The organism is Candidatus Pseudomonas auctus (assembly GCF_048654275.1).
GTDB lineage: Bacteria > Pseudomonadota > Gammaproteobacteria > Pseudomonadales > Pseudomonadaceae > Aquipseudomonas > Aquipseudomonas pharyngis.
Genome location: NZ_JBJYZK010000012.1, coordinates 36473 through 61097 on the forward strand (window position 1 = coordinate 36473; position 24625 = coordinate 61097).

General features: G+C 61.8%; 14 protein-coding genes. 6 read left to right on the plus strand and 8 right to left on the minus strand.

Annotated elements, in window-relative coordinates; genetic code table 11:
- Positions 1-90: 90 nt before the first annotated feature.
- Complete coding sequence (locus tag ACKUG4_RS20735) at positions 91-6501, minus strand: non-ribosomal peptide synthetase (RefSeq protein WP_445434720.1); 6411 nt, start codon at positions 6499-6501, stop codon at positions 91-93.
- 492 nt (positions 6502-6993) lie between these two features.
- Here ACKUG4_RS20735 and ACKUG4_RS20740 point away from each other — a divergent pair, with 492 nt between their 5' ends.
- The 4 genes from ACKUG4_RS20740 to ACKUG4_RS20755 all read left to right on the plus strand — a co-directional run bounded on the left by ACKUG4_RS20740 (position 6994) and on the right by ACKUG4_RS20755 (position 10501).
- Entirely contained in the window at positions 6994-7788 is a 795-nt protein-coding gene (locus ACKUG4_RS20740; RefSeq protein WP_085648942.1) for a helix-turn-helix transcriptional regulator, read from the plus strand.
- Positions 7789-7850: 62 nt separating this feature from the next.
- Positions 7851-9269, plus strand: coding sequence for an AdeC/AdeK/OprM family multidrug efflux complex outer membrane factor (adeC, locus tag ACKUG4_RS20745; RefSeq protein ID WP_445434721.1), 1419 nt, complete (start codon positions 7851-7853; stop codon positions 9267-9269).
- 150 nt (positions 9270-9419) lie between these two features.
- A complete protein-coding gene (locus ACKUG4_RS20750; protein WP_039770777.1) occupies positions 9420-10025 on the plus strand; it encodes an SCO family protein in 606 nt (201 codons plus the stop codon).
- Entirely contained in the window at positions 10025-10501 is a 477-nt protein-coding gene (locus ACKUG4_RS20755) for a copper chaperone PCu(A)C (protein ID WP_064595537.1), read from the plus strand. The genes ACKUG4_RS20750 and ACKUG4_RS20755 overlap by 1 nt, the downstream gene beginning before the upstream one ends.
- Before the next feature lie 83 nt (positions 10502-10584).
- On the opposite strand, the gene ACKUG4_RS20760 is transcribed toward ACKUG4_RS20755, so the two are convergent.
- From ACKUG4_RS20760 to ACKUG4_RS20770, 3 genes are all read right to left on the minus strand, one after another.
- Entirely contained in the window at positions 10585-11001 is a 417-nt protein-coding gene (locus ACKUG4_RS20760) for an organic hydroperoxide resistance protein (protein ID WP_007956881.1), read from the minus strand.
- Positions 11002-11159: 158 nt separating this feature from the next.
- Positions 11160-12173, minus strand: a complete 1014-nt coding sequence (locus ACKUG4_RS20765; RefSeq protein ID WP_445434722.1) for an ABC transporter substrate-binding protein — start codon at positions 12171-12173, stop codon at positions 11160-11162.
- A 142-nt stretch (positions 12174-12315) separates the two neighbouring features.
- The gene (locus ACKUG4_RS20770) at positions 12316-13347 is read right to left on the minus strand and encodes a sterol desaturase family protein (protein WP_445434723.1); all 1032 of its coding nucleotides are present in this window, start codon (positions 13345-13347) and stop codon (positions 12316-12318) included.
- 289 nt (positions 13348-13636) lie between these two features.
- On the opposite strand from ACKUG4_RS20770, the gene ACKUG4_RS20775 reads away from it, so the two are divergent.
- Positions 13637-15847 (plus strand): LTA synthase family protein, encoded by a 2211-nt coding sequence (locus tag ACKUG4_RS20775; RefSeq protein ID WP_445434724.1) that lies wholly within the window; start codon positions 13637-13639, stop codon positions 15845-15847.
- A 49-nt stretch (positions 15848-15896) separates the two neighbouring features.
- On the opposite strand, the gene ACKUG4_RS20780 is transcribed toward ACKUG4_RS20775, so the two are convergent.
- The gene (locus tag ACKUG4_RS20780) at positions 15897-17933 is read right to left on the minus strand and encodes a TonB-dependent receptor (protein WP_445434725.1); all 2037 of its coding nucleotides are present in this window, start codon (positions 17931-17933) and stop codon (positions 15897-15899) included.
- A gap of 325 nt (positions 17934-18258) precedes the next feature.
- Between ACKUG4_RS20780 and katG the strand changes: the two genes are divergently transcribed.
- Positions 18259-20526, plus strand: a complete 2268-nt coding sequence (gene katG / locus ACKUG4_RS20785) for a catalase/peroxidase HPI (RefSeq protein ID WP_085648932.1) — start codon at positions 18259-18261, stop codon at positions 20524-20526.
- A 323-nt stretch (positions 20527-20849) separates the two neighbouring features.
- On the opposite strand, the gene pepN is transcribed toward katG, so the two are convergent.
- Genes pepN through ACKUG4_RS20800 form a run of 3 tightly spaced genes read right to left on the minus strand, consistent with a single transcriptional unit; the run spans position 20850 to position 24605 of the window.
- Positions 20850-23507 carry an aminopeptidase N gene (gene pepN, locus ACKUG4_RS20790; RefSeq protein ID WP_445434726.1) on the minus strand — a complete coding sequence of 886 codons (2658 nt, stop codon included), beginning with the start codon at positions 23505-23507 and terminating at the stop codon, positions 20850-20852.
- A 10-nt stretch (positions 23508-23517) separates the two neighbouring features.
- Positions 23518-24348, minus strand: coding sequence for a DUF2797 domain-containing protein (locus tag ACKUG4_RS20795; protein WP_039770790.1), 831 nt, complete (start codon positions 24346-24348; stop codon positions 23518-23520).
- A complete protein-coding gene (locus ACKUG4_RS20800) occupies positions 24345-24605 on the minus strand; it encodes a YeaC family protein (RefSeq protein ID WP_011333626.1) in 261 nt (86 codons plus the stop codon). The genes ACKUG4_RS20795 and ACKUG4_RS20800 overlap by 4 nt, the downstream gene beginning before the upstream one ends.
- Positions 24606-24625 lie beyond the last annotated feature (20 nt).

A 24625-nucleotide genomic window follows, 5' to 3' on the forward strand; every position in this document is an offset into this window, starting at 1 on the left:
GGTGTCTGACATGGGAAGCGGGGACAAGACCCGTGACCGGCCAGTCATGGCGTCGATCCGCGGGAACCGCGAATCGACGCCGGTGTCGGCTCAGAGCCGGCGTTTGCGGTTGAGCGTCGGTATGGTGGTTGGTGGGACTTCCACCTGTTTTGCCTGTTCCGAGGTTTGCGCCGCCAGCGCGGCCAGAGTCGGCTGGCTGAACAGCGTTCGCGCATCGACGTGTAGCCCGGCCTGACGCATGCGCGCCACCAGGCTGACCGCCAGCAACGAATGCCCGCCGAGTTCAAAGAAGTGATCGTTGCGCCCGACCTGCTCCAGTTGCAGCACTTCGGCCCAGATCTGCGCCAGCCGGATTTCGACTTCGCCCTCGGGCGCCTCGTAGCGGCGACTGAGCACCGCCTCAGCCCCAGGTGCCGGCAAGGCTTTGCGGTCAACCTTGCCGTTCGGGGTCAGGGGCAATGCGTCGAGTTTTACGTAAGAACCCGGTGCCATGTACTCCGGCAAACGCTCGAGCACATGGGCGCGCAAGGTTTCGATGGGGGGTGCGTCGAAGCCTTCGCGCACGGTGAAATACGCCACCAGCCGCTCGTCCCGCACCAGCACTACCGCTTCACGCACGGCGGGATGCTCGATCAGCCGTGCTTCGATTTCCCCCGGTTCCAGACGCAGGCCGCGCAGCTTGATCTGAAAGTCGTTGCGACCGAGGAATTCGAGGTTGCCGTCCGCCCGGTAGCGCACCAGATCGCCGGTGCGATACAGGCGATCACCGGCCACGAACGGGCTGTCGATGAAGCGTTCGGCCTGCATCTCCGGCAAGCCCAGATACCCCCGCGCGACCCCGACCCCGCCGATGTGCAGGTGACCGCTGACACCGAATGGCACCGGTTGATCGTGGGCGTCCAGCACGTAGAGCCGGGTGTTGCAAATGGCCCTGCCAATCGGTAGCACGGAGTCGGGTACAGGCATGTACGGTTCCAGCGTCCATGCGGAGCTGTCGACCGTGGCTTCGGTTGGACCATAGACATTGTGCAAGCGCACCCATGGCAGTTTTTTGCGCACCGCTTGGGCCAGTGCAGCGGTGAGTTCGCCACCCCCACAAAACACATCAGTGAGAGTGGTGCACTGACTGACATCGTCCAACTCAAGAAACTGTTGTAACAGCGCCGGGACGAATTTGACCACGCTGATCTGCTGCTCGCCGATCGCTTGCGCCAGATAGGCCGGTTCACGATGGCCGCCGGGACGTGCCAGAACCAGTCGCATACCAACTGTCAGCGGCCAGAAAAACTCCCACACTGAGCCATCGAAACTGAACGGTGCTTTCTGCAACAACGCACCATGCGTCCTCGGGGGACTGATCTGCGACCCCCAATGCACCAGATTGCATAACCCCCGATGTTCGATCATCACGCCCTTCGGCGTGCCGGTGGAGCCCGAGGTGTAGATCATGTAGGCCAGGTTCGCAGCGCTCAAACCCGTTACTTGCAGGTTTTCAGTTGACGCGTCCTGCCAGGTGCAACGGGAGAAATCGATGACCGGCACACCCGGATCGCCCAACAGATTGCGGGTGGCGTCATGCACCAGCACCGCCACCGGGGCGCTGTCCTGCAGCATGTAATGCAGGCGTTCCAGCGGATAGTCCGGGTCCAGTGGCACATACGCACCGCCCGCTTTGAGAATGCCGAGCAAGCCGATCACCAGATCCAGGCTGCGTTCGACACAGATCGCCACCCGCAAATCGGGTTGCACGCCGTGCTCGCGTAGATGATGCGCCAGACGGTTGGCCTGTTCGTTCAGCTGGCGATAGGTCAGTTGTTGCTCGCCAGCCTGCAATGCGATGGCGTCGGGTCTGCGCTGTACTTGTTGCTCGAACAACACCTGAAGCGGCTGATCAAGCGGACAATCGACTTCGCTGGCATTGAACTCGACCAGCAGTTGTTCTAGCTCCGCCGTCGGCAGGATCGACAAGCGATTCAGCGGCTGTTGCGGGGTTTGCTCCAGCGCATCCATCAGCGTCTGCAACGCGGTTCGCACGTAGTCGCCGATACGCTGAGCACCGATGCTCATCAGGGTCCGCGTGGTGATCTGCAAGGCGCTGCCCAAATCATCGACGCTCAGGGTCAGCGGGTAGTTGGTGCGTTCTTCGTTCTCCAGGGTCTGGATGCCTTGCCAGGCTGAGTCCGACGCCGATTCCTGCGCCTCAAGTTCGGTGTGCCGATAGTTGAGCAACGCACTGAACAGCGGCGCCGGTGACGCAACGCCGCTGCAACGCTGGGCCAGCGCCAGCGACGCATGTTCGTGCCCGAGCAAGTCGGTCAGTCGGGCGTGGGTGAGCAGCACCGCATCGCGCACACCTCGATCCATATCTACCCGCAATGGCAAGGTGTTGATGAACACCCCCAGCGCCCGGTCCGCGCCCTCGCCGCCTTGCATCCGGCCCATAAAAACGCTGCCGAACACCACATGTTCCTGCCCCGACGTCGCCGCCAGCACCTGGGCCCAAGCCAGGTGAATCAGGCTGGCCACGCTGACGCCGGCCTGCCGCGCCTGAACACGCAAGCGCCGATCCAGTTCAGGCGCAAGCGTTCGCACGGCTTCGTCGATACCGCGACCGTCGCCCTGCACGTCCTGCAAGCCGAACGGCAAAGTCGGCTCGTCGATATCAGCGAGCATTTCGCGGAAGAACGCTTCGTGTTCCTGCTCGCTGACACCGAGCCGGGTCTGGGCCACGTAATTGCGGTAAGGCACCGCCGGCGGCAGCGGTTCGTCGAGCCCCAGCAGATTGGCGCGCATTTCATGGCGCAGGACTTCCAGCGCGATGTGATCCAGCGCCAGATGATGGAACAACAGAATTGCCACGATCCGCCCATGAGCCGGGTCGCGCGCATAGATCAGCCGGATCAGCGGCGCCTGACTGACGTCGATGCGATAACGCCTGGCATCGAAACGCGCGTGCAGTTGCGCGAGGACATCGCCCTCGGCCGGATCGAGTTCGATTTCCTGCACCGGCAATTCGGCTTCGCGCCAGACCACCTGCACCGGGTTGGTCAAGCCTTCCCAGACCACGGCGGTACGCAGGATGTCGTGGCGCGTCATGACCTGACGCAGCGCCGCCGCATAGGCCTCGACCCGCTCGACGCTGTCGAACGCCAGCTGCGATTGCAGCAGGTACGGATCACCCTGTGCGGCGGTGATGTGGTGATAAAGGATGCCTTCCTGCAACGGCGCCAGCGGATAAATATCCTGCACGTTGGCCGCCCCGCCCGGCACCGTGGCGATGATCCGGTCGAGGGTTGCCTGATCCAGTTGCACCAACGGCAACAGATCCGGGGTGATCTGCGTGCAACCTGGCGGAATACGGTTGGCCGGCACTTCGACCTCGCGGCCACTGCCCACCGACGCGGCCAGTGCCGCCAATGTCGGCTGGCCGAACAGCACGCGCACATCGCTGCTCATGCCGAGCTGGCGCATGCGTTCGATCAGGTTGACCGCCAGCAACGAATGCCCGCCCAGCTCGAAGAAGTGATCGTGACGCCCCACCCGCTCGACTTGCAGCACCTCGGCCCAGATCTGCGCCAGGAGAATTTCGACGTCGCCTTGCGGGGCTTCATATTCGCGGCGGATCAACGCCTCCGGCCCCGGCGCCGGCAACGCCTGGCGATCCAGTTTGCCGTTGGCCGTCAGCGGCAGCGCCGTCAAACGCACATAGGCCGATGGCAGCATCGCGCTGGGCAGACGGGTCTTGAGGTGAGCATGCAGCTGCGTGATGTCCAGCGGTTGGCGTTCGGTGAACCAGGCCAGCAATTGCCCGTCGCGCACCTGCACTACCGCATCGCGCACCGATTCATGGCTGCTCAACGCGGCTTCGATTTCACCGGGTTCGATGCGCACGCCACGGATTTTCACCTGATCGTCGTTGCGGCCCAGGTACTCGAGGGTGCCGTCCGGGCGCCAGCGTGCGAGGTCGCCGGTGCGATACATCCGGGCGTTGGGCTGGCGGCTGAAAGGATCGTCGAGAAAGCGTTCGGCGGTCAGCTCCGGCCGGTTGAAGTAACCCCGCGCCACCCCGGCGCCTCCGACGTACAGTTCACCGGCCACGCCAATCGGCACCGGGCGTTGTCGGTCATCCAGCAGATAGGCCGTGGCATTGCTCACGGGTTTGCCGATGTGCAGCGTCCGGCCCGGTTCGATTCGCCCCGAGGTCGCGACCACTGTCGCTTCGGTCGGGCCATAGTTGTTGATCACCGCGAACGTCTGCTGGCGATTGAACTGGCGCAGGCGATCGCCGCCGATCAGCAGTGTGCGCAGGGTCGGGTGTTCGAGGTGGCGGCTGAAGGCGTACTCGGCAATCGGGGTCGGCAGGAAACTCACGTCCAGCGGTTGCGCACGCCACCAGTCGAGCAGCGCGTCGATGTCTTCGCCGCCATCACGGGACGGCGCCAGGTGCAGGGTCGCGCCGGCACACAGCGCCGGCCAGACTTCCCAGGCCATGGCGTCGAAGCCGAAGCCGGCGAGGCTTGACGTGTGGCAACCGGCGCTCAGGTCGAAGGCCGTGCAATGCCAGTCGACCAGGTTCGATAGCGTGTGATGCTCGACCATCACGCCCTTGGGCTGGCCGGTAGAACCGGAGGTGTAGATCACGTAGGCCAGATGTGCAGTGGTCAGACCCGAAACATCAGGGTTGAGATCGTTGATCGGCCAGCCGCGCGTGTCGATTTCAATCACCGGCACGTCGAGCACCGGCAAACGTTCGCGCAGATCGTGCTGGGTCAGGACCACGGCCGGAGCACTGTCGCGCAATAAATAGCTCAGCCGTTCCGCAGGATGAGCCGGATCGACCGGCACATAACCGGCGCCGGACTTGAGAATCGCCAGCAGCGCGACCAGCGTGTCCAGCCCTCGGCGCGCGACCAGCGCCACGCGGGCGTCGGGTCGTACGCCGAGCCCGATCAAATGATGGGCCAGGGCGTTGGCCTGTCGGCTCAGCTCGGCATAGGTCAGCCGCTGTCCCTGGAGTTCGACCGCTACCGCATTCGGGCGTGTCGCCACTTGCGCTTCGATGCGCTGGTGGATGGTCAGGTTTTGAGGGTATTGCGCGCGTGTGTCGTTCCACTGCTGCAAGAGCGCCGATTCGGCCGGCAGGCTCAGGCTGAAATCACCCACCATCAGCGCCGGGTCTTCAAGCCCCTGCTCCAGCACCCACAGCAAGCGCCCGCTCAGCACCGCGATTTCATCGGCGTCAAAGTAGGCCTCGTTGTACACCATGTACAAACTGTCCTCGTAGTCACCACGGCTGCTCAGCAGGTGCACCGACAACGGCGTGCCCTCTTCGTGGTTCGACACTTTGACCACCCGCCCCTGCGCCTCGCCGTAGCGGTATTCATGCGCATCGCGCTCATAGGACACGGTCACTTCGAACAACTGCGAGCGATCCTCGCGCAGCAAGCCGAGGGCACGGTTCATTTCGCTCAAGGGAAAACGCTGATGGCGAAAGTCTTTTTTCAACTCGTCGTGAATCGCCTTGACCAGCGTCTTGAACGACAACTCGCGGCCAAACCCCATGCGCACCGCGCTGACCTGGGTGAACAGCCCCAGGGTCGATTTGAACCGGGCGCCGGAGCGGTTGAGCAGCGGCACGCCCACCACCCATTCGTCACGCTGGGCGCTGCGGCTGAAATACACATGGATCGCTGCCAGCAGCACATGAAACGCCGATGCGCCGTACTCCCGGGCCACCTGTTTCATGCGTTCGTGCAAGCGAGCCGGAAACACCTGCGAGAAAATCCGCGTCGGTGCCGCAGCGCCGGCAAAGCGTTCCTGATAACGCGGCAGCAACAGCGGTTCGGGCCGATGTTGGTATTTGTCCAGCCAATACGCCCGGTCGCGGGCGTAGCGGTCGGACTGAAAATACCGCGCATCGTCACGGATGAAATCGACATAGGACGGCGCCGAATCGGGCGGCAATTGCCCGAGCGCCAGCGCGTTGTAGATCTCGTCGAGGGATTTGAGCATCTCGCCGAAACCCCAGCCATCGACGATCAGGTGGTGGGCCTGGAGTGACAGCCAATGGCAGTTGTCATCGAGCCAGAGCAGACGAAACCGGAACAACGGCCCGCCATCCAGCGTAAACAGTTGCTCGATGTTTTCCTGCGTCAGTTGGCGCGCTGCGGCGTATGGATCGGGTTGGCTGCGTAAATCGTGCGCCGGCATCGGCACCGGCATGGACCGGGCAAAACGTTGCAACGGCAGCCCATCCTCGCCGGCCCCCGGCAGCAGGCTGGTGCGCATCGCGTCATGCCGGGCCACGAGACCTTCAAGCGCCGCCTGCATCAGGGCCGGATCCAGCGGCCCGGTCAGTTCGACATAGCCACCGATGTTGTACATCGGCGAATTTCCCTGACGCAATTGATCGAGCCAGATGTCGCGCTGGGCGGCAGTCAGCGGAAAGGCCTCGGAAATCGCGGACAGACCGTCCGCCGCGTCGGCAGCAAATTGGTTCATAAGATCCATCTCACGTGATTTGGCGCGTATTCAAGCATCGGCCCCGAAACCCGCGTGACACGTAAAACCCGGACAACACTCCCCACTTTGTACAGATGTGCGAACCAACAGGGCCTGAGAAGTCAGCTGATCCCCTAAAAGTTCGGAAAGAAATGACTGAAAATCCTGTAGGACAATCGCCACACTCGACTACCCGCTAGCGCCCCGCAATGGCGCTGCACCGCGGTCCGAACCCCGGAATCCGGGGTTCGTACTAGATCGTACAGTCACAGACTACGAGTCCTTACACATTGATCTGACAGAAACGTGACGCCATTTTTTCGGAAATGGTGGCACTTTGTGTCCCTGTTTTCCCCTACAGACGTAGGACAAATGCATAGGCTTAAATCCCGTTCCAGATCGATTTTCAGGAGAAACAACTGGGTGGGCGTTTCACGGGTGCATGCACGGCAGACGATTCGGCAATGGCTCTAAATCAAGGATGACAAGGATATGAATCTGACCGGCAGTCTTCGCAACATGGAAAATCCGCACTTTTACTGGCAACTGGGTGAACTGATCGCCAGCACCGGCAACGAGCGTTTTGCCACCAACATGTTCCAGCTGGTCGACAACCTCGTTCCGGTCAATCGCGTCGATCTCAGTGAGTGGACCCTGGACGAACGGGAATCCAGCGTGGTCGAGATCAAGGCGTTGGGCAGCGCCGGTTTGCCGGACACCTTCCCGCCCCCGGCCCCGTTGCAGCACCCGGACGACCACCCGCTGCTGCAACAGATGATCGAGATGAACGACTCGCTACTGATTCAATTGAAAGCCTCGCTCCAGCATCGACACCCGCACCACAGCGTTCACCAATGCAATCTGGTGTCACGCACGTCCAACCGCCGTTGCGTCATCTCGTTCTACCGCCCCCACACGCATCGGGTGTTTTCCCTGCCGGAACTGTCGTTCCTCAAGCGCCTGTCCGACACCTTGTTGCCTTTGATCGAGCGCCACGCGCACATCAGTCGCCAAGTCACCGCCCGTCAACTCCGCGCGCCACAAGCCGATCACCCCCAGACGCCGTTGCAACAGGTGTTCGACGAACGCCTGGCGTTGGGTGACATCACCTTGTCGGTGCGAGAGAAAGAGGTCTGCTTGGGCCTGCTGACCGGCGGCACCGTGCCGCAGATGGCAGAAAAGCTGCGGGTCAAGAACAGCTCGATCGAGACCTACCTCAAACGTGCGGCCGCCAAGCTTGGGGTCAGCGGGCGACACGGTCTGGCGAAATGGATGGCCGGGGCCTGATCCGGCATTTTTCTCATTCCGGGCGCCCGGCGTCCGCTCTCATTCGTGAACGAGGCTGGTTGATGTCCAGGTTGCCGATTTCCCTGCTGTCCGCCGCGCTGCTGCTGGGCGGTTGCTCGTTGATTCCCGATTACCAGCGACCGGCATCGCCGAGCGCGGCGCAGTATCCGCAAGGTCCCGCGTATGCTGCGCCGTCCTCGGTCACACCCCGCGCCGAGGACTGGCGCGCGCTGTTCAATGACCCGGCGCTACAGCAACTGATTGAAAGCGCGCTGGTCAACAACCGCGATCTGCGGGTGGCCGCGCTGAATGTCGAGGCGTTTCAGGCGCAGTACCGCATCCAGCGCGCCGATCTGCTGCCGGCGGTGTCGGCCAATGCCAACGAACTGCGTCAGCGGGTGCCGTCCAGCGTGACCCGCACCAAGGCGGCGATCACCTCGACCTACTCGGTGAATCTGGGCATCAGCGCCTATGAACTGGACTTCTTCGGCCGGGTGCGCAGCCTCAGCGAGCAGGCGCTGCTGAGCTGGCTGTCCACCGAAGAGGCCCGGCGCAGTGCGCAATTGAGTCTGGTGGCCAATGTCGCCAACGCCTACCTGACTTGGCGCGCCGATCAGGAGTTGCTGGCGCTGGCCCGGGAAACGCTGGCCGCCGACGAGCGCAGCCTGCACCTGACCACCCGCAATCGCGAGGCCGGCAAGTCCTCGGCGCTGGACCAGATTCAGGCGCAGACCAGCGTCGACAGCACCCGCGCAAGCCTGGCCCGCTATCAGCGTCAAGTCGCCCAGGACTTGAACAGCCTGACGCTGCTGGTAGGCGCGCCGGTGCCCGAGCATCTTCCGGCGCGTCCGCTGGACAGTGACCTGGTGGCATCCGTGCCGGCCGGATTGCCGTCCGATCTGCTGCAACGTCGGCCGGACATTCTCCAGGCCGAATACAAGCTGCGCGCTGCCAATGCCAACATCGGCGCGGCGCGGGCGGCGTTTTTCCCGAGTGTCAGCCTGACCGCCAATGCCGGGACGTCCAGCCGCGACCTGTCCGGGCTGTTCAAGGGCGGCTCCGGGGCCTGGACGTTCCAGCCGCAGATCAACCTGCCGATCTTCAACGCCGGCAGTCTGCGCGCCAGCCTGGACTACGCGAAGCTGCAAAAAGACATCAGCGTCGCCGAGTACGAAAAGACCATTCAGACGGCATTTCAGGAAGTGTCCGACGGCCTCGCGGCGCGCCAGACCTACGAACAACAGCTCCAGGCCCAGCGCGATCTGGTGCAGGCGACCCAGGATTATTACGACATGGCGCAGCATCGCTATCGCAGCGGCGTCGACAGCAGCCTGACGTTCCTCGATGCCCAGCGTTCATTGTTCAGTTCTCAGCAAGGGCTGATTACCGACCGGTTGGCGCAGCTGGTGGCGCAAGTGAATCTGTACACCGCGCTGGGCGGTGGCTGGAGCCCGGTCGAGTCGCCACCGCCAGCACCTTGAGTCATGTTTTCTTACACCTTTTGTCGCCTGTTCCGACATTGACAGGTGATCAAAAACCGACCTGCCGGATCATTTTGGTATCATGCGCCGCTTTTACGGTTAACCCCCCGCCTGTCCTGCCGACCGGCGGGCTCCAAAGGGCGGTATGAAATGACGGCTTTGTTGACTCGCCGCAAGGTGCTTGCGGGAATGGGCGTACTCGGTCTCGGCCTGCTCGCCGGCTGCGACACCCGCGGCGAACTGTCGTACAAGTACGGCAAGGATCTGAGCGACAAGATCCTCGGACGCACCTTCAAACTCAAGGACACCGAAGGCAACACCGTGACGCTGTCGAGCTTTCGCGGCCTGATGCCGATGATCTTCTTCGGTTTCACCCAGTGCCCGGCGATCTGCCCGACGACGCTGGCCCGCGCCGCGAAAATCAAGAAGCTGATGGGCAAGGACGGCGACATCCTGCAAGTGGTGTTCATCACCCTCGACCCGGAACGCGACACCCCGGAAATCCTCGACGCCTACGTCAAGACCTTCGATCCAAGCTTCGTCGCGCTGTACGGCACCCTCGAAGAAACCAAGGCCACCGCCAAGGAATTCGACGTGTTCTACGAAAAAGTCCCGGCCGGCGACACCTATACCCTTTCCCACACCGCCACCAGCTATGTCTACGACACCCGGGGCACGTTGCGTGTGGGCCTGTCTCAATCGCTTTCTGCACAAGAGTGCACGGAAGATTTGCTTACCGTCATGGAGGTCTGCTGATGAACCCTTTTCTGAACCACATCAAACGTGCCGCACTGGGCCTGTCCCTGCTGGGCCTGGCGTTCCAGGTATCGGCGCAGACCAAGGTCGACGACGCCTGGGTGCGCGCGACCGTGCCGAACCAGTCGGCCAGCGGCGCGTTCATGACCGTCACCGCCGACAGCGACAGCAAGCTGCTCAGCGTTGCTTCGCCGGCGGCCAAGGACGTGCAGATTCATGAGATGACCATGAAAAACGACGTGATGAGCATGGGCCCGGTGAAATCGGTCGACCTGCCGGCGGGCAAAGCCGTCAACTTCGATCCGAATGGCTACCACGTAATGCTGATGGGCCTGACCGCTCAACTGAAGGAAGGCGACAGCGTGCCGCTGACCCTGACTATCGAAAACGCCAAGGGCGAAAAGGAAACCGTGGAAGTGAAAGCGCCGGTCAAGGCGCTGACCATGGAAGGCCACGATCACAGCAAGATGCATTGATCGCTGACTGACAGATTTACGGCTTCAAAAAACAACAGGGGCGGCATGATCGATGATCATGCCGCCCCTTTTGCATCTGGATATCAGACCAGTTTCAATTCGACCTCGATATTGTTGCGCGTGGCCTTGGAGTACGGGCACACCTGATGCGCCGCATCCACCAGTTGCTGCGCCGCGCCGCGCTCCATGCCCGGCAGGCTTACATTCAGTCGCGCCTGCAACAGATACCCTCCCGAGTTGGTACCCAGGTCCACTTCGGCATCCACCGCCAGGTCCGCTGGCAGGCTGATTTTCTGCTGCCCCGCCACCGCTTTCATCGCGCCGATGAAACATGCCGACCAGCCTGCGGCAAACAATTGCTCCGGATTGGTCCCGCCGCCACTGGAGCCGGGCGACGACAGTTTTACGTCGAGGATCCCGTCGGAACTGCGCGAGGCGCCGTCACGTCCGCCGGTGGTGTGGGTTTTCGCGGTGTAGAGGACTTTTTCGATCTGACTCATGGCGATCTCCTGAATGGAAAACAGCAGACTGTTCACTCGGCGCCTCCCGTCGCAGCCTTGAGGTGCGCCACCCGTTTCACACAGCCCTCTCACTATAGACGCGGGTTTGTCGCTTACCCGGTCGGCGGACGTGCGGGTTGTTCAGAAATGACGGCCGTTCAACTCCCCGCCCCACCATGCGCCTCTTCAAAGAAATAATCCTTCCAGCTATCTGCCTTGTTTTTCAGCACACCCAGCTCCTGCAATTTCTCTGCATAGATAAAGGTGCGCTGCGGCACCACGGTGAAATCGATTTCCGGATCGGTGACGATTTTCTCGACCAGTGCCAGCGGCAGCTTTGACTGTTCCACCCGAATGTAGGCCTGAGCCGCCGCAGGTTTGTCGGCCTTGATGATCTTCTCGGCCTCGGCCAGCGCGTCGTAGAACGCCTTGTAGGTTTTCGGGTTTTCGTCGTGGAATTTTTCCGTGGTGTAGAGCACGTTGAACGTGGCCTGGCCGCCGAGCACGTCGTAGGAACTCAGCACTTTATGCACGTTGGGATTCTGCAACGCCTGGTACTGGAACGGCGGGCTGGAGAAATGCGCGTTGATTTCCGAGCCGCCGGCGATCAGTGCAGCCGTCGCATCCGGGTGCGGCAGGCTGACGGAAATATCGTCGAATTTCTTGTATTGGTCATTGCCGAATTCCTTGGCCGTTTCGATCTGCAGCGTGCGCGACTGGAAGCCCACACCCGCCGCCGGCACGGCGATGCGATCCTTGTCGCTGAAATCCTTGAGGGTTTTCACGTTCGGGTTATTGGTCAGCAGGTAGTTGGGCATCGAACCCAGCGAAGCGATGGCCTTGACGTTCTGCTTGCCCTTGGTGCGATCCCACACGGTAAGCATCGGCGGCACGCCCGCCGAGACCACGTCCAGCGATCCGGTGAGCAGCGCTTCGTTCATGGCGGTGGCGCCGGAAATGCTGTTCCAGTCGACCTTGATGTCCAGGCCCTGGGCCTTGCCGTGTTTCTCGATCAATTGCTGATCGCGCACAACATCCAGAATCAGATAACCGATGCCGAATTGCTGGGCGATGCTGATCTTGCCTTCGGCTTGTGCAGTGTTACCGAGCAATGCGCCGGCCAGCGAGGCCGCCAGCAGCGTCAGTGCAGAACGTTTTAACGGTAGGGCCATGACAACCTCGCAGTGATTTACAGGGAAATCTGTGAGGCCGGACTTTATCGCTATAAAAAACGAAATTTAAATACCGTTATCGCATATTGATATCACTGGAAAACCAGCTTCGAAAAACTGATGAACAGGCTGATACCAACGTTCAAGGCGTACGCTGGTTGAACCGGGTTTTAAGACCGTCGGCGTTCGACGACAGGCGCTTCGCGGTGTCCACGAACGGCGTGACGATCAGGCTGTACAGCGTCAGATAACGCGTGCGGTCCTGCTCGCCCGTGCCGAAGCGCAAGTCTTCGGGCTTTGAAGTGGTTACGTACAAAGTGCCGAACAGCCAGTCCCACAGTGACAGATTGATCGCGAAATTCTTGTTGAAATGGCGCGGTGCGTCGCTGTGATGAATCTGGTGCTGGGCCGGGCTGCTGAGCACATGCTCGACTGCCGGCCCGAACGACAGCCAGACATGGCTGTGGCGCAGATTGGAGCCCAGGCTGTTGATGATCAGCACCAGCCAGGTCACGCCGAACAGCGTGTAGCGGCTGACCTCACCGCCACAGGCGTACCAGACCACCCCGGCAAACGCGCCGAGGCCGGCGGTGATGACGATTCGTTCAACGATCGATTCGACAATGTGAATGCGGCTGGCGGTGGCCGGCACCAGCACCGGCGCCGAATGATGGACCCTGTGAAATTCCCACAGATACCGGGAATGGAAGGCACGGTGAATCCAGTAATGCAGAAAGTCCCTGAGCAGGAACACGCCCAGTCCGTAGAACAACGCGATCAACGGGTGATCCGGCACTTGCTCGCGCGCGCCCCACAGCTGAGTGAAAAACTGTGCGTAGTCGCCCGAACGCAGAATGTGCGGATCGACGAGGCCGACCACGGGCAACACCAGCGTCACCCGCAGAATCGCCTTGATGAAGTAATAACGGTAATCCAGCCAGGCCGAACGATGCCCGTGGACACGCCCGCCGCCGACAAATTGCCAAAAGGATCGGGCCTGCGTCAGATGCCGGGATTTTCGGTGGCGATAAAGGCCGTAAGCCACGCCGTAGGATGTGAGCAGAAACACCACACCTAGACGACCGTTCAGATCGAACAGGCCAAGGAACCGCTCGGTGACCGGATCGATCACCCAGCGGCTGAGCTGCGCAAAGAGTTGCGTGAGGACATCCACGGAGCTTGATCTCCATCAGAGGTCGCGCATTGTAAATCGCACTGGTTCGCAAATGCAGCACCAACGGATCAAAGGCCGCTTAAACAGCCTGAAACAATAAAACCGGCGCCTCGCTCAGGTCGGAAAACCGCCAGGACGTGCGCCGATCAAGATCCCGCCCCTTGCGGATGGATCACAGCGCTCTTCGGGATCGGATCATCCAGCCGTTTAAAAAGGCGATCAGACTGCCGACGCTTGGTATCATCGCCCACACTTTTATGACGGTTTAATGGCTGGAAGGTCTTTTTTTGTGAGCGCTCTTTTTCAACGGCTGCGGTGCCTGGATGCCCGCCTTCTCTCTCTGTTTTTTCTGGTACTGATCGTGCCGGTGTGCCTGCGGGCGGCACTCGGCTGGTCGAGCCTGTTCGGTTACCTGTCGGACCTGGCCATCGGCAGTCTGCTGGTGGTGGTGTTGCACCGCCGTCCCTGGTGGCTGGCGCTGCCGGTATTGCTGTTCTGGGGATTGCTGGCGGTGGCGACCGCGGAACTGGTCAGCGCGGTAGGTCGCCTGCCGACCGTAGCGGATCTGCATTATCTGATCGACCCGCAGTTCGTGGAAAACTCCACCGGCGGCGGCTTCGCCCATCCCGGCGTGGCGGTTGCGCTGCTGGTGGCCCTGGCCGTGTGGCTGCTCAGTCATTGGACTCGACGTGCGACACCGGTTCGCGCTCTGCCCCGTGCAACCTGGGCGACGCCGGTGCTGCTGTTCTCCGCGTATTGGGGCGCGCAGCACTTAAACCCGAGCGATGCCGATCCGTGGCGCCTGTACAACCTGCCGCACCAACTGCTGGCCGCGCAGGTCGCCGACGTGCAGATGCAGGCCGAAGAATGGCTGGAGGGTGACACCCAAGTCGCGCCCCCACCGATGGCCGGTCTCACCGATGTCGATCTGAACGGTCACCCGTTGCTGGCGGCCAAGGGCCAGGCGCGCAATGTGCTGATCGTCGCCCTCGAAGGCATTCCCGGCGCTTACATCGGCGCCAATCGCCAGGCCATCGGCAGCCATTATCAGGAAGACCTGATGCCCAACCTCAGCCGCTGGGCCGAGCGCGGCATGAACACCCCGGATTACGTGCTGCACACCCACCAGACCATTCGCGGCCTGTACGCCATGCTCTGCGGCGATTACGACAAACTCGACAACGGCACGCCCAAAGGCGTGGAAATGCTGACCCAGCACGAACGCAATCAGGCGTGCCTGCCGGCCCAGTTGCGTCAGCACGGTTTTGCCACGCACTACCTGCAAGGCGCAGGGCTGCGGTTCATGGCTAAAGACAAGATCATGCCGCACATCGGGTTCGATGCGACCCATGGCCTGGAATGGTTCACCAACGCCAACTACCTGGAATTCCCGTGGGGCAAGGATGACAAGGCGTTCTTCGAAGGCGCACTGAAATACGTCGGCGACCTGAAGAAGCAGAAACAGCCGTGGATGCTCACGCTGCTGACCGTCGGCACCCACCAGCCCTACTCCGCGCCGGAGGAATACCTGCAACGCTACGACACGCCGAAGCAGGCCGCCGTCGGTTATCTGGACGATGCACTGGAACAGTTTCTCAGCGGCCTCGAACGCCAGGGCGTGCTGAAAGACACGCTGGTGGTGATCACCTCGGACGAATCCCACGGCATCGACGGCGTACGCCTCGCGTCGTCCTGGGGCTTCAACCTGACCCTCGCGCCGGAACAGGCGCAACTGCCGCGCCTGAACGCCGGGGTCTATGGTCACGTCGATCTGAGCGCGTCGATTCTGGATTACTTCGACTTTCCGGTGCCCTCCGCCCTCAGCGGTCGCTCGTTGTTTCGCGATTACGATTCGGGCCGCGAAATCATGTCGTTCACCAACGGCAAGCTGCGTTACCACGACGGTCGCGGCCTCCTGACCGAATGCGACATGCCGCGCCGTTGCCGCAATTACGCAAGCCAAGGTTTCATCGCCGAAAGCGCCACGTTCAAGGGCAACGCCAGCAGCCAGAATGCCCGGGATATCGCCGCCCGCGCCTCGGCCCTGGATCTGTCGCTGCTGCGCACCCCGCTCAACCAGCGTTATCAGTTCGGCAGCGCCAACGTCATCCCGCTGCAAGCGCAGATCAAGGACGACTGGGCCGACAACCTGATCGGCGCGCAGTATCTGGAAATGCCCAAGGGCTCCCATACCCGCGTGCGCCTGACCGTACGTTCGGTCGATCCGCAGCAGGCAGCGTACATTCAGCTCAAGGCCAAGGAGTTCGAACAGGACGTGCAACTGGGCCTGCCGACCGAGATGGTCGCCACGGCGGATCAGCCGCTGGAGATGGATTTCAGTTTCGACAACCCGCAACCGCGCAAGGCGTTCTCGTTCCACTTGTTGGGGTATGGGCTGGGCGCCGTGGAAGTCAGTGATTTCAGCGTGATCACCGAACTGCCGGGGCAACAGGATCTGCTGGACGAGATCCCGGAGGAAGACACCGCTCAATCGAGTTGAGGTCGACGCCAGCGTCGCAACGACGCTGGCGCCTGTCCGATGTGACCGATCAGAACGTGGTGCGCAGCCCTACCTGAATGCTGCGCCCTTCTGCCGGCGCAATATCCCGCAGGATTGAGCTGGCGTAACGCACGGTCTGGTTGGTCAGGTTCTCGGCATTGACGAAGGCCAGCCACTTGCTCTGACCAACATCAAAGTGATAACCCACATTGGCCCCCAGCGTGGTGTAGCCGTCGGTGCTGCTTTCGTTGTCCGGCACCCGGTGCTGGGAACTGGCGTGTTCCACATCGATCCGCGCCTGCCAGCGATCCAGCTCCCACAACAACCCAGTGTTTAACCGCAGCGGCGCGATGCGCGGCAGGTCCTGGCCGTTGTCGAGGTTCTTGGCGCGGGTGTAGTCGCCCGACAGCTCCAGCGCAAACTTGCCGTAGGCGTTTTCGCCAAGGGTCCAGCGATCCTGCGCTTCGATACCGCTGAAGCGCGCCCGTACGCCGGAGTAGGTGTATTCAGGAATGCCATCGGCGTCTTCCTCGCCTTCGTCGTTGAGCGTGCGCCCCGTCCCGAGCAGACCAATGTAGTTGGAGAAATGGCTATAGAAGACGCCGACGCTGCCCTTGTGGGTGCCGTTGTCGAAACGCAGGGCGAGGTCGCTGGAGACGGCTTTTTCTTTCGACAGCCCCGCGTCCCCGACTTCATAAGTGCCGGTGGCGACGTGGGCGCCGTTGGCGTAAAGCTCATAGAACGTCGGCGCGCGCTCGGTGTAGCCCAGCGTGGCGGCGACCGACCAGATCGGCGTCAGCGTGTACACCGCACCGGATGACAGGCTGCCGGCGGTGAAACTGCTGGAGCGATCGGCATTGGCGAAACGCTCGTTGCCTTTGCCATCCGGGTCGACCGTGGTGTGCTCAAGACGTCCGCCGAGGGTGAACAGCAGACGATCCGTGGCTTGCAGCTCTTCGAGAATGAACAGTGCACCGGCATCGGTATCGGTGTGCGGCACGAAGGCTTCTTCGCCCAGCGCCGAGAATTCGTTGCGACTGACTTGCGCGCCAATCACCCCATTGAACGGCCCCAGCGGCTGATGCCGGGCCTCGACCCGCGCCTCGTAGCCCTTGTTCTTGAACGTGGTGCCGACCTCGCCGCCTTCGATTTCCCGGTGCTGGTAATCGGTGTAGCCAGCGTCGAGTTTCACCGAGCTGAACGGGCCGTCGAGGTTGCGGATTTCCGAGGCGAACGCGTAGTGCTCCTGCTCCATGCGGATGCGCACATCGTCTTCGGCCGGCGAGCCGTAGTTCGAATCGTAATTGCTGTACGACAGCCCCGCGTAACCGTCATCCCAGGTGTAGGAACCGCCCACCGCACCACCGTCCTGATGACCGTCGCTGTTGGCCAGCCGATGCTTTTTCGAATCGCCATCGTCATTCGCCCGTTCACGGCCGGTTCTGGCGTAGCCGGGGATTTTCAGGTCATTGAACTCGCGGGCGCTGGCGTCCAGGTGCAAGGCGAACTGGCCGTTACCGGCTTCGAGCTTGCCGGCGCTGCTGCGGGTGGTGTCGGCGCCGCCGTAGCGCAACTCGCCGGCACCGTGGATGCCGTCGATGGCTTCGGTCGGGATGCGATTGTCGAAGGTGTTGACCACCCCGCCGATGGCGCTGCCGCCATACAGCAAGGCTGCGGGGCCGCGGACGATTTCGATGCGTTCGACGTTGACCGGATCCAGCGGCACTGCGTGATCGTAGGACAGCGACGAGGCGTCCAGCGCGCCGACGCCGTTGCGCAGGATGCGAATGCGATCGCCGTCCTGCCCGCGAATGATCGGCCGACTGGCACCCGGGCCGAAGTAGGACGACGACACGCCCGGCTGCTTGTTCAGGGTTTCGCCGAGGCTGCCCTTTTGTTGCAGCGTCAGGCTGTCACCGCTCAACACGGTCGAGGGCGAGGCCAGGGTCTGACTGCCCAGCGGATTGCCGGTGATGACTTGCGGTTGCAGTTCCAGCGGGTCGGCGGCAAATGCGGGCGAAGCGATCAGCAGCGCCGAGGCCATGAGCGTCAGGCGGGGTTGGAAGGTGTGGAAGCGGGAAGGCATTTCAGGAATCCATCAGGCAGAAAAGTAAGGATCGATGCCAGCGCTACACAGGGTGTATTACCGACGCCAATCAGATGAAATCATTTTTATGTTATACAATAACATTTCCAATGACCATCCCGTTTCACCCAGACACATGCAAACCAGCGCTCAAGCACGGGCATTTCAGCGCCCTGCCCTGCAGGTTCCCTGCACTTCGCATAAGAGACTGCGCCTATCAGGCACCAATAGTCGGCCTATTAGCTGACTTGCCAAGTCGGGTCTAGCCTTACTAGTCCGAAGTCGGCACGAGCCGGCCGCAGAAGACCTGATAAGGATCCCGAACATGGCAAATGAATCGAAATGCCCGTTCAATCACGCCGCCGGCGGTGGCACGACGAACCGCGATTGGTGGCCGAATCAACTGAACCTGAAAATCCTGAGTCAGCACTCGCCCGCATCCGATCCGATGGGCAAGGACTTCGACTATGCCAAGGCTTTCAAGAGCCTGGATTTCCAGGCCCTCAAACGCGATCTGACGGCGCTGATGACCGACTCCCAGGAGTGGTGGCCAGCGGACTTCGGCCACTACGGCCCGCTCTTCATCCGCATGGCCTGGCACAGCGCCGGCACCTATCGCACCGCTGACGGCCGTGGCGGCGCCGGCTCCGGCCAGCAACGCTTCGCCCCGCTCAACAGCTGGCCGGACAACGTCAGCCTCGACAAGGCCCGACGGCTGCTGTGGCCGATCAAGCAGAAATATGGCCGCAACATTTCCTGGGCCGACCTGATCGTGCTCACCGGCAACGTCGCGCTGGAATCGATGGGCTTCAAGACCTTCGGTTTCTCCGGCGGCCGCGCGGATGTCTGGGAACCGGACGAAGACGTGTACTGGGGCTCGGAAAACAAATGGCTGGGCGGCGATAACCGCTACGGCAAGGATCCGGAATCCATGCAGCCGCCGGGCGAAGGCACGCTAGTGGCCGAACCCGCCGAGCACGGCAATGAAGAGAGCCGCACCAATCAGGGCGAACGCAACCTCGAGAACCCGCTGGCCGCGGTGCAGATGGGCCTGATCTACGTGAACCCGGAAGGCCCCGAAGGCAATCCCGACCCGGTGGCCTCGGCCAAGGACATCCGCGAAACCTTCGGCCGCATGGCCATGAACGACGAGGAAACCGTCGCCCTGATCGCCGGTGGTCACGCCTTCGGCAAGACCCACGGCGCAGGCCCCGCCGACAACGTCGGACCGGAACCGGAAGCCGCCGGCCTCGAAGAACAAGGCCTGGGCTGGAAGAACAGCTTCGGCACCGGCAAGGGCGCCGACACCATTACCAGCGGCCTGGAAGTGACCTGGACCACCACCCCGACCAAGTGGAGCAACAACTACCTGGAAAACCTGTTCGGCTTCGAGTGGGAACTGACCAAGAGCCCCGCCGGCGCCCATCAGTGGAAACCGAAAAACGGCGCCGGCGCCGGCACCATCCCCCACGCCCACGACCCGAACAAACGCATCGACCCGACCATGCTCACCTCCGACCTGGCCCTGCGTTTCGACCCGGCCTACGAGAAGATTTCGCGGCGCTTCCTGGCCAATCCCGATCAACTGGCCGATGCCTTCGCCCGCGCCTGGTACAAGCTGATTCACCGTGACATGGGCCCGCTGTCACGTTATCTCGGCCCGGAATTGCCCCAGGAAGAACTGCTGTGGCAAGACCCGATTCCCGAAGCCACGCATCCACTGGTGGACGACAGCGATATCAGGGCGTTGAAAGGCAAAGTACTGGCGTCGGGGCTGTCCGTTTCGGAACTGGTCTCCACCGCCTGGGCGGCCGCATCGACCTTCCGGGGTTCGGACAAACGCGGCGGCGCCAATGGCGGACGTCTGCGTCTGGCACCGCAAAAGTTCTGGCAGGCCAACCAGCCGGAGCAACTGGACAAGGTGCTGAAAGTCCTTGAAGGCATTCAGAACGAGTTCAACGCCGGGGCGTCGGGCAAGCAAGTCTCGCTGGCGGACCTGATCGTGCTGGCCGGTAACGCCGGTGTCGAGCAAGCGGCGCAAAACGCCGGGCATACGGTGACTGTGCCGTTCAATCCGGGGCGCACCGACGCGACTCAGGAGCAAACCGACGTCGAGTCGTTCGGCTTCCTCGAACCGCACACCGACGGCTTCCGCAACTACGCCGCCAACACCTACCGCGTGCCGGCTGAAGCGCTGCTGATCGACAAGGCGCAACTGCTGACTCTTTCCGCCCCGGAAATGACCGTACTGATCGGCGGTCTGCGGGTGCTGGACACCAACGTCGGCAAGACGAAACACGGGGTGTTCACCGACAAACCCGGCTCCCTCACAAACGACTTCTTCCGCAACCTGCTGGACATGGGCGTGGAATGGAAACCGACGTCGAAAACCGAGTTCGAAGGCCGCGACCGTAAAACCGGCAGCGTGAAATGGACGGCGACCCGGGTCGATCTGGTATTCGGTTCCAACGCCGTACTGCGGGCGCTGGCCGAGGTGTATGCCAGCTCCGATGCGAAGGAAAAGTTCGTCAACGATTTCGTTGCTGCGTGGGCGAAGGTGATGGATCTGGATCGGTTTGATTTGCGCCAATAAGGGCTTTTTCATCCAGCCACAAAAAACGCCGCTCATTGAGCGGCGTTTTTTATAGCCGGTTCTGCGGAAGTAATGCGGTGTAGCTGAAACCCAACCCCCTCACCCCAGCCCTCTCCCCGGGGGAGAGGGAGCCGACCGAGGTGTATTGCGCGATACATCGACCTGAAGAATCGAGTCGATTATGGATTCGGTAAAGCAGGATCAGGTCGGCGTAAATCTGAAGCATCCCGCAATCAGTCCCCTCTCCCTCCGGGAGAGGGTTAGGGTGAGGGCTGGATCTAAAGTTGAAACACCATCTCAAGACCAACCCAAAACGACCAGCCTCAAGCCAAACTCTTGCTCACCACCTCATACACATCACTGGACAGTTGCCCCGAAGCCAAAATCCGCTCCAGTTCCGCCTTCATCAGCGCCTGACGAGCGCCGTCATACTTGCGCCAGCGGGTCAGCGGCGCCAGTTGACGCGAAGCGATTTGCGGGTTGAAGCCGTTCAGCTCGATCACCAGATCGGCGAGGAAGCGATAACCAGAGCCATCCGCCGCGTGGAAGTTGATCAGGTTCTGCCCGGCGAACGCACCGACCAGCGCACGCACCTTGTTCGGGTTCTTGATGTTGAACGCCGGGTGCTGCATCAGCGCTTTCACCCGCTCCAGACCGCCCGGCAAGGTGCTGCCGGCCTGCACGCTGAACCACTGATCCATGACCAGCGGATTGTCCTTGAAGTGCTCGGCGAAACTGGCCAGTGCGGTGGCTTTCTGCTCGTCGAACGGCGAGTTGACCAACACCGCCAGCGCGGTCAGGCGCTCGGTCATGTTGTCGCAGGTGTCGAACTGTTCCAGGGTTGCCGCCAGCACTTCCGGCTTGCCGCTGAGCATCAGGTACGACAGCGCGATGTTCTGCAATGCGCGACGGGCAAAATGCTCGGCTTCGGCCACGTACGGGGTTTGCTTCGACAGGTCGCGGTTGGCCTGATAACGCAGCCACAGGGCCTCGAACAGGTTGTCCGCCAGTTGCTGACGGGCAAATTCGCGGGCGGTGTGGATTGCGTCGACGTCGGCGATTTCGCTGATTTCGGTCAGGTAGGCTTCGCTTGGCAGCGAGAGCATTTCCGCGACCATCGCCTGATCCAGCGTTTCGTCCGACAGCACGGTGCGCAAAGCGGAAACCAGACGCGGGTCGAGCACCAGGCTTTCGCCCTTCTGCTGCTGGCCGATCAACTCTTGCAGCACCTGCACCGACAGTTGCTGGCCGGCATCCCAACGATTGAAACCATCGGTGTCGTGTTGCATCAGGAACATCAGCTGATCGCGGTTGTACGGGAAGTTCAGTTTCACCGGCGCCGAGAAGCCACGCAGCAAGGACGGCAGCGGTTGTTCGGCGATGTCGACGAAGGTGAAGGTCTGCTCGGCTTCGGTCACCGAAATCACCCGGGTGGTGCCTTGAGCCGAGTCTTCGCCGGCCAGACGCAGGGCAATCTCGTTGCCCTGGCTGTCGAGCAGGCCCAGTTCGACCGGAATCACGAACGGCAGCTTTTCAACCTTGTCCGGGGTTTCCGGGCAGCTCTGGCGGAAGGTCAGGCTGTAGGTTTTCGCGGCGGCGTCGTAAGACTCGCTCACCGCCAGACGCGGTGTACCGGCCTGGCTGTACCAGCGCTTGAACTGAGTCAGGTCGACGCCGTTGGCATCTTCCATAGCCTTGATGAAGTCATCGCAGGTCACGGCCTGGCCGTCGTGGCGTTCGAAGTACAGATCGCTGCCCTTGCGGAAGCCTTCGGCGCCCAGCAGGGTGTGGATCATGCCGACCACTTCCGAGCCCTTTTCGTACACGGTCAGGGTGTAGAAGTTGGAAATCTCGATGAAGCTGTCCGGGCGCACGGCGTGGGCCATGGGACCTGCATCTTCGGCGAACTGGTGGGTACGCAGGTACGCCACGTCCTGAATGCGCTTGACCGTGGCCGAGTTCATGTCAGAAGAGAAACCGGCATCGCGGAACACCGTGAAGCCTTCCTTCAGCGACAGCTGGAACCAGTCGCGGCACGTCACGCGGTTGCCCGACCAGTTGTGGAAGTATTCGTGGGCAACGATCGCTTCGACCCGCTGGTGCGCGGCGTCGGTGGCGGTTTCAGCGCGGGCCAGCACGGCGCTGGAGTTGAAGATGTTGAGGCCCTTGTTCTCCATGGCGCCCATGTTGAAGTCGTTGACGGCGACGATCATGAAGATGTCCAGATCGTACTCGCGACCGTAGACCTCTTCGTCCCAGCGCATCGACTTCTTCAGGCTGTTCATGGCGTGCTGGCACTTGTCGATGTTTTCCGGCTCGACGTAAATGCGCAGCGCCACGTTGCGGTTGGTCATGGTGGTGAAGCTGTCTTCAACGCACCACAGGTCACCGGCCACCAGCGCGAACAGGTACGCCGGTTTCATGAACGGGTCTTCCCAGGTCGCCCAGTGCCGGCCATCTTCGCCAGGGCCGCTGGCGATCGGGTTGCCGTTGGATAGCAACACCGGATAGCTGTGCTGCTCGGCCACCACGGTGGTGGTGAACTTGCTCATCACGTCCGGGCGGTCGAGGTAATAGGTGATCTTGCGGAAGCCTTCGGCCTCGCACTGGGTGCAGAACATCGTGCCGGACTTGTACAGGCCTTCCAGTGCAGTGTTGGTTTCCGGGTGGATCCTGACGCTGGTGTCGACCGTGAAGGTCTCGCTGGCCGGTTGCAGGGTCAGGTGATTTTCCGTCAGCTGGTAGTCGGCGGCGCTCAGTTCCTGGTCGGCCAGGGTCACCGAGAGCAACTCCAGCTGCTGGCCATCGAGCACCAGCGGCGGCAGGCCCGGGCCACGGGCCGGGTTGCGGCGCATCACCAGTTGCGCGTGGACCAGACTGTGGTCCTCGAACAACTCGAAGGTCAGGTGTGTTTCGTCGATCAGGTACTCGGGCGCCTGATAGTCCTTCAGGTAAATCATCTTCGGTTGTTCGGTGCGCATGCTGAAGTCCTTATTGATGCACGGCGAGCTGATAGGCCGTGTACTTGCGAATGTTGATCACGCCGGTGTCGAAGATCAGGTACTGGCCCTTGATCCCCAGCAGCGTGCCTTCGGCAATCGGGTTCTTGTCCAGGTTGAAGCTGACGATCTTGGCCGGGTACTGCTCGACCGGGTAACGGATTTCCAGCGGCTCGACATCGGCGATGGTCTGAATGGCCTGGAGACCGAATCGCTCCTGCAAACCTTGCAGACCCGGGGCGCAGCTTTCGAACAGTTGATCGCGCACTTGCGCCAGATCCACCGCCGCTGCGTCGCCCTTGAGCAAGGCGCGCCAGTTGGTCTTGTCCGCCACCTGGCTGCGGAACAGGTCTTCGACGAAGCCCGACTGCTGCCGCGTCGAAACGCGCATGATCGGCAGCGCCTGACTGGCGCCCTGGTCGAGCCAGCGGGTCGGCAACTGGGTGGCGCGGGTGATGCCGACCTTGATCCCTGACGAATTGGCCAGGTAGACGATGTGGTCGGTCATGCAGAACTTCTCGCCCCACTCCGGCTCACGGCAGGTGCCGGCCTCGAAGTGGCAGCGCTCCGGGCTCATGATGCAAATGTCGCACTGGGCGAGTTTGGTCATGCATGGATAGCAGTAGCCTTGACTGAAACTGGTCTTGGTCCTGCGCCCGCAATGGGTGCAGTGAATCGCCCCCAGGTATTCCAGACGCACCGTGCTGCCGATCAACGGGTTGACCGGCACCTCGACGTCATCCAGACGAAACGCGTACTGCACGTTCGGCCCGTCCAGGCGCGCCGACATTTTGCTGATTGCACCGCGGCCGATCTCGATCAATGGAGGGCGTCCGACTTGAACAGGATGTTCGGCACTTCGATCGACTTCGAGGCGCATTCCTGCGGGCCCATGTAACCGGTGCGCTCTTCCTCGGGCAGGTTCTGCATTTCCCAGGCGATCATTGCCTGCAACGACAGCTCGCGCTGCTCGGCGGTGAGTTTGCCGCCGTCGGACCATTTGCCGATCTCTACCGCCAGTTTCAGGCTCTGGTAGATGTCCGGGGTGATGTTCTTGATCAAATCGTTAAAAGAGGACATCAGGGTCTCCGTGCTCTTTA

What these genes read in the sequence shown, in the direction of transcription:
- pepN (WP_445434726.1), bottom strand. Translation starts at nt 23,507, where the DNA reads ATGCGCACCGAACAACCGAAGATGATTTACCTGAAGGACTATCAGGCG.
- ACKUG4_RS20750 (WP_039770777.1), top strand. Translation starts at nt 9,420, where the DNA reads ATGACGGCTTTGTTGACTCGCCGCAAGGTGCTTGCGGGAATGGGCGTA.
- ACKUG4_RS20740 (WP_085648942.1), top strand. Translation starts at nt 6,994, where the DNA reads ATGAATCTGACCGGCAGTCTTCGCAACATGGAAAATCCGCACTTTTAC.
- ACKUG4_RS20755 (WP_064595537.1), top strand. Translation starts at nt 10,025, where the DNA reads ATGAACCCTTTTCTGAACCACATCAAACGTGCCGCACTGGGCCTGTCC.
- ACKUG4_RS20800 (WP_011333626.1), bottom strand. Translation starts at nt 24,605, where the DNA reads ATGTCCTCTTTTAACGATTTGATCAAGAACATCACCCCGGACATCTAC.
- ACKUG4_RS20780 (WP_445434725.1), bottom strand. Translation starts at nt 17,933, where the DNA reads ATGCCTTCCCGCTTCCACACCTTCCAACCCCGCCTGACGCTCATGGCC.
- ACKUG4_RS20735 (WP_445434720.1), bottom strand. Translation starts at nt 6,501, where the DNA reads ATGAACCAATTTGCTGCCGACGCGGCGGACGGTCTGTCCGCGATTTCC.
- ACKUG4_RS20765 (WP_445434722.1), bottom strand. Translation starts at nt 12,173, where the DNA reads ATGGCCCTACCGTTAAAACGTTCTGCACTGACGCTGCTGGCGGCCTCG.
- ACKUG4_RS20760 (WP_007956881.1), bottom strand. Translation starts at nt 11,001, where the DNA reads ATGAGTCAGATCGAAAAAGTCCTCTACACCGCGAAAACCCACACCACC.
- katG (WP_085648932.1), top strand. Translation starts at nt 18,259, where the DNA reads ATGGCAAATGAATCGAAATGCCCGTTCAATCACGCCGCCGGCGGTGGC.
- adeC (WP_445434721.1), top strand. Translation starts at nt 7,851, where the DNA reads ATGTCCAGGTTGCCGATTTCCCTGCTGTCCGCCGCGCTGCTGCTGGGC.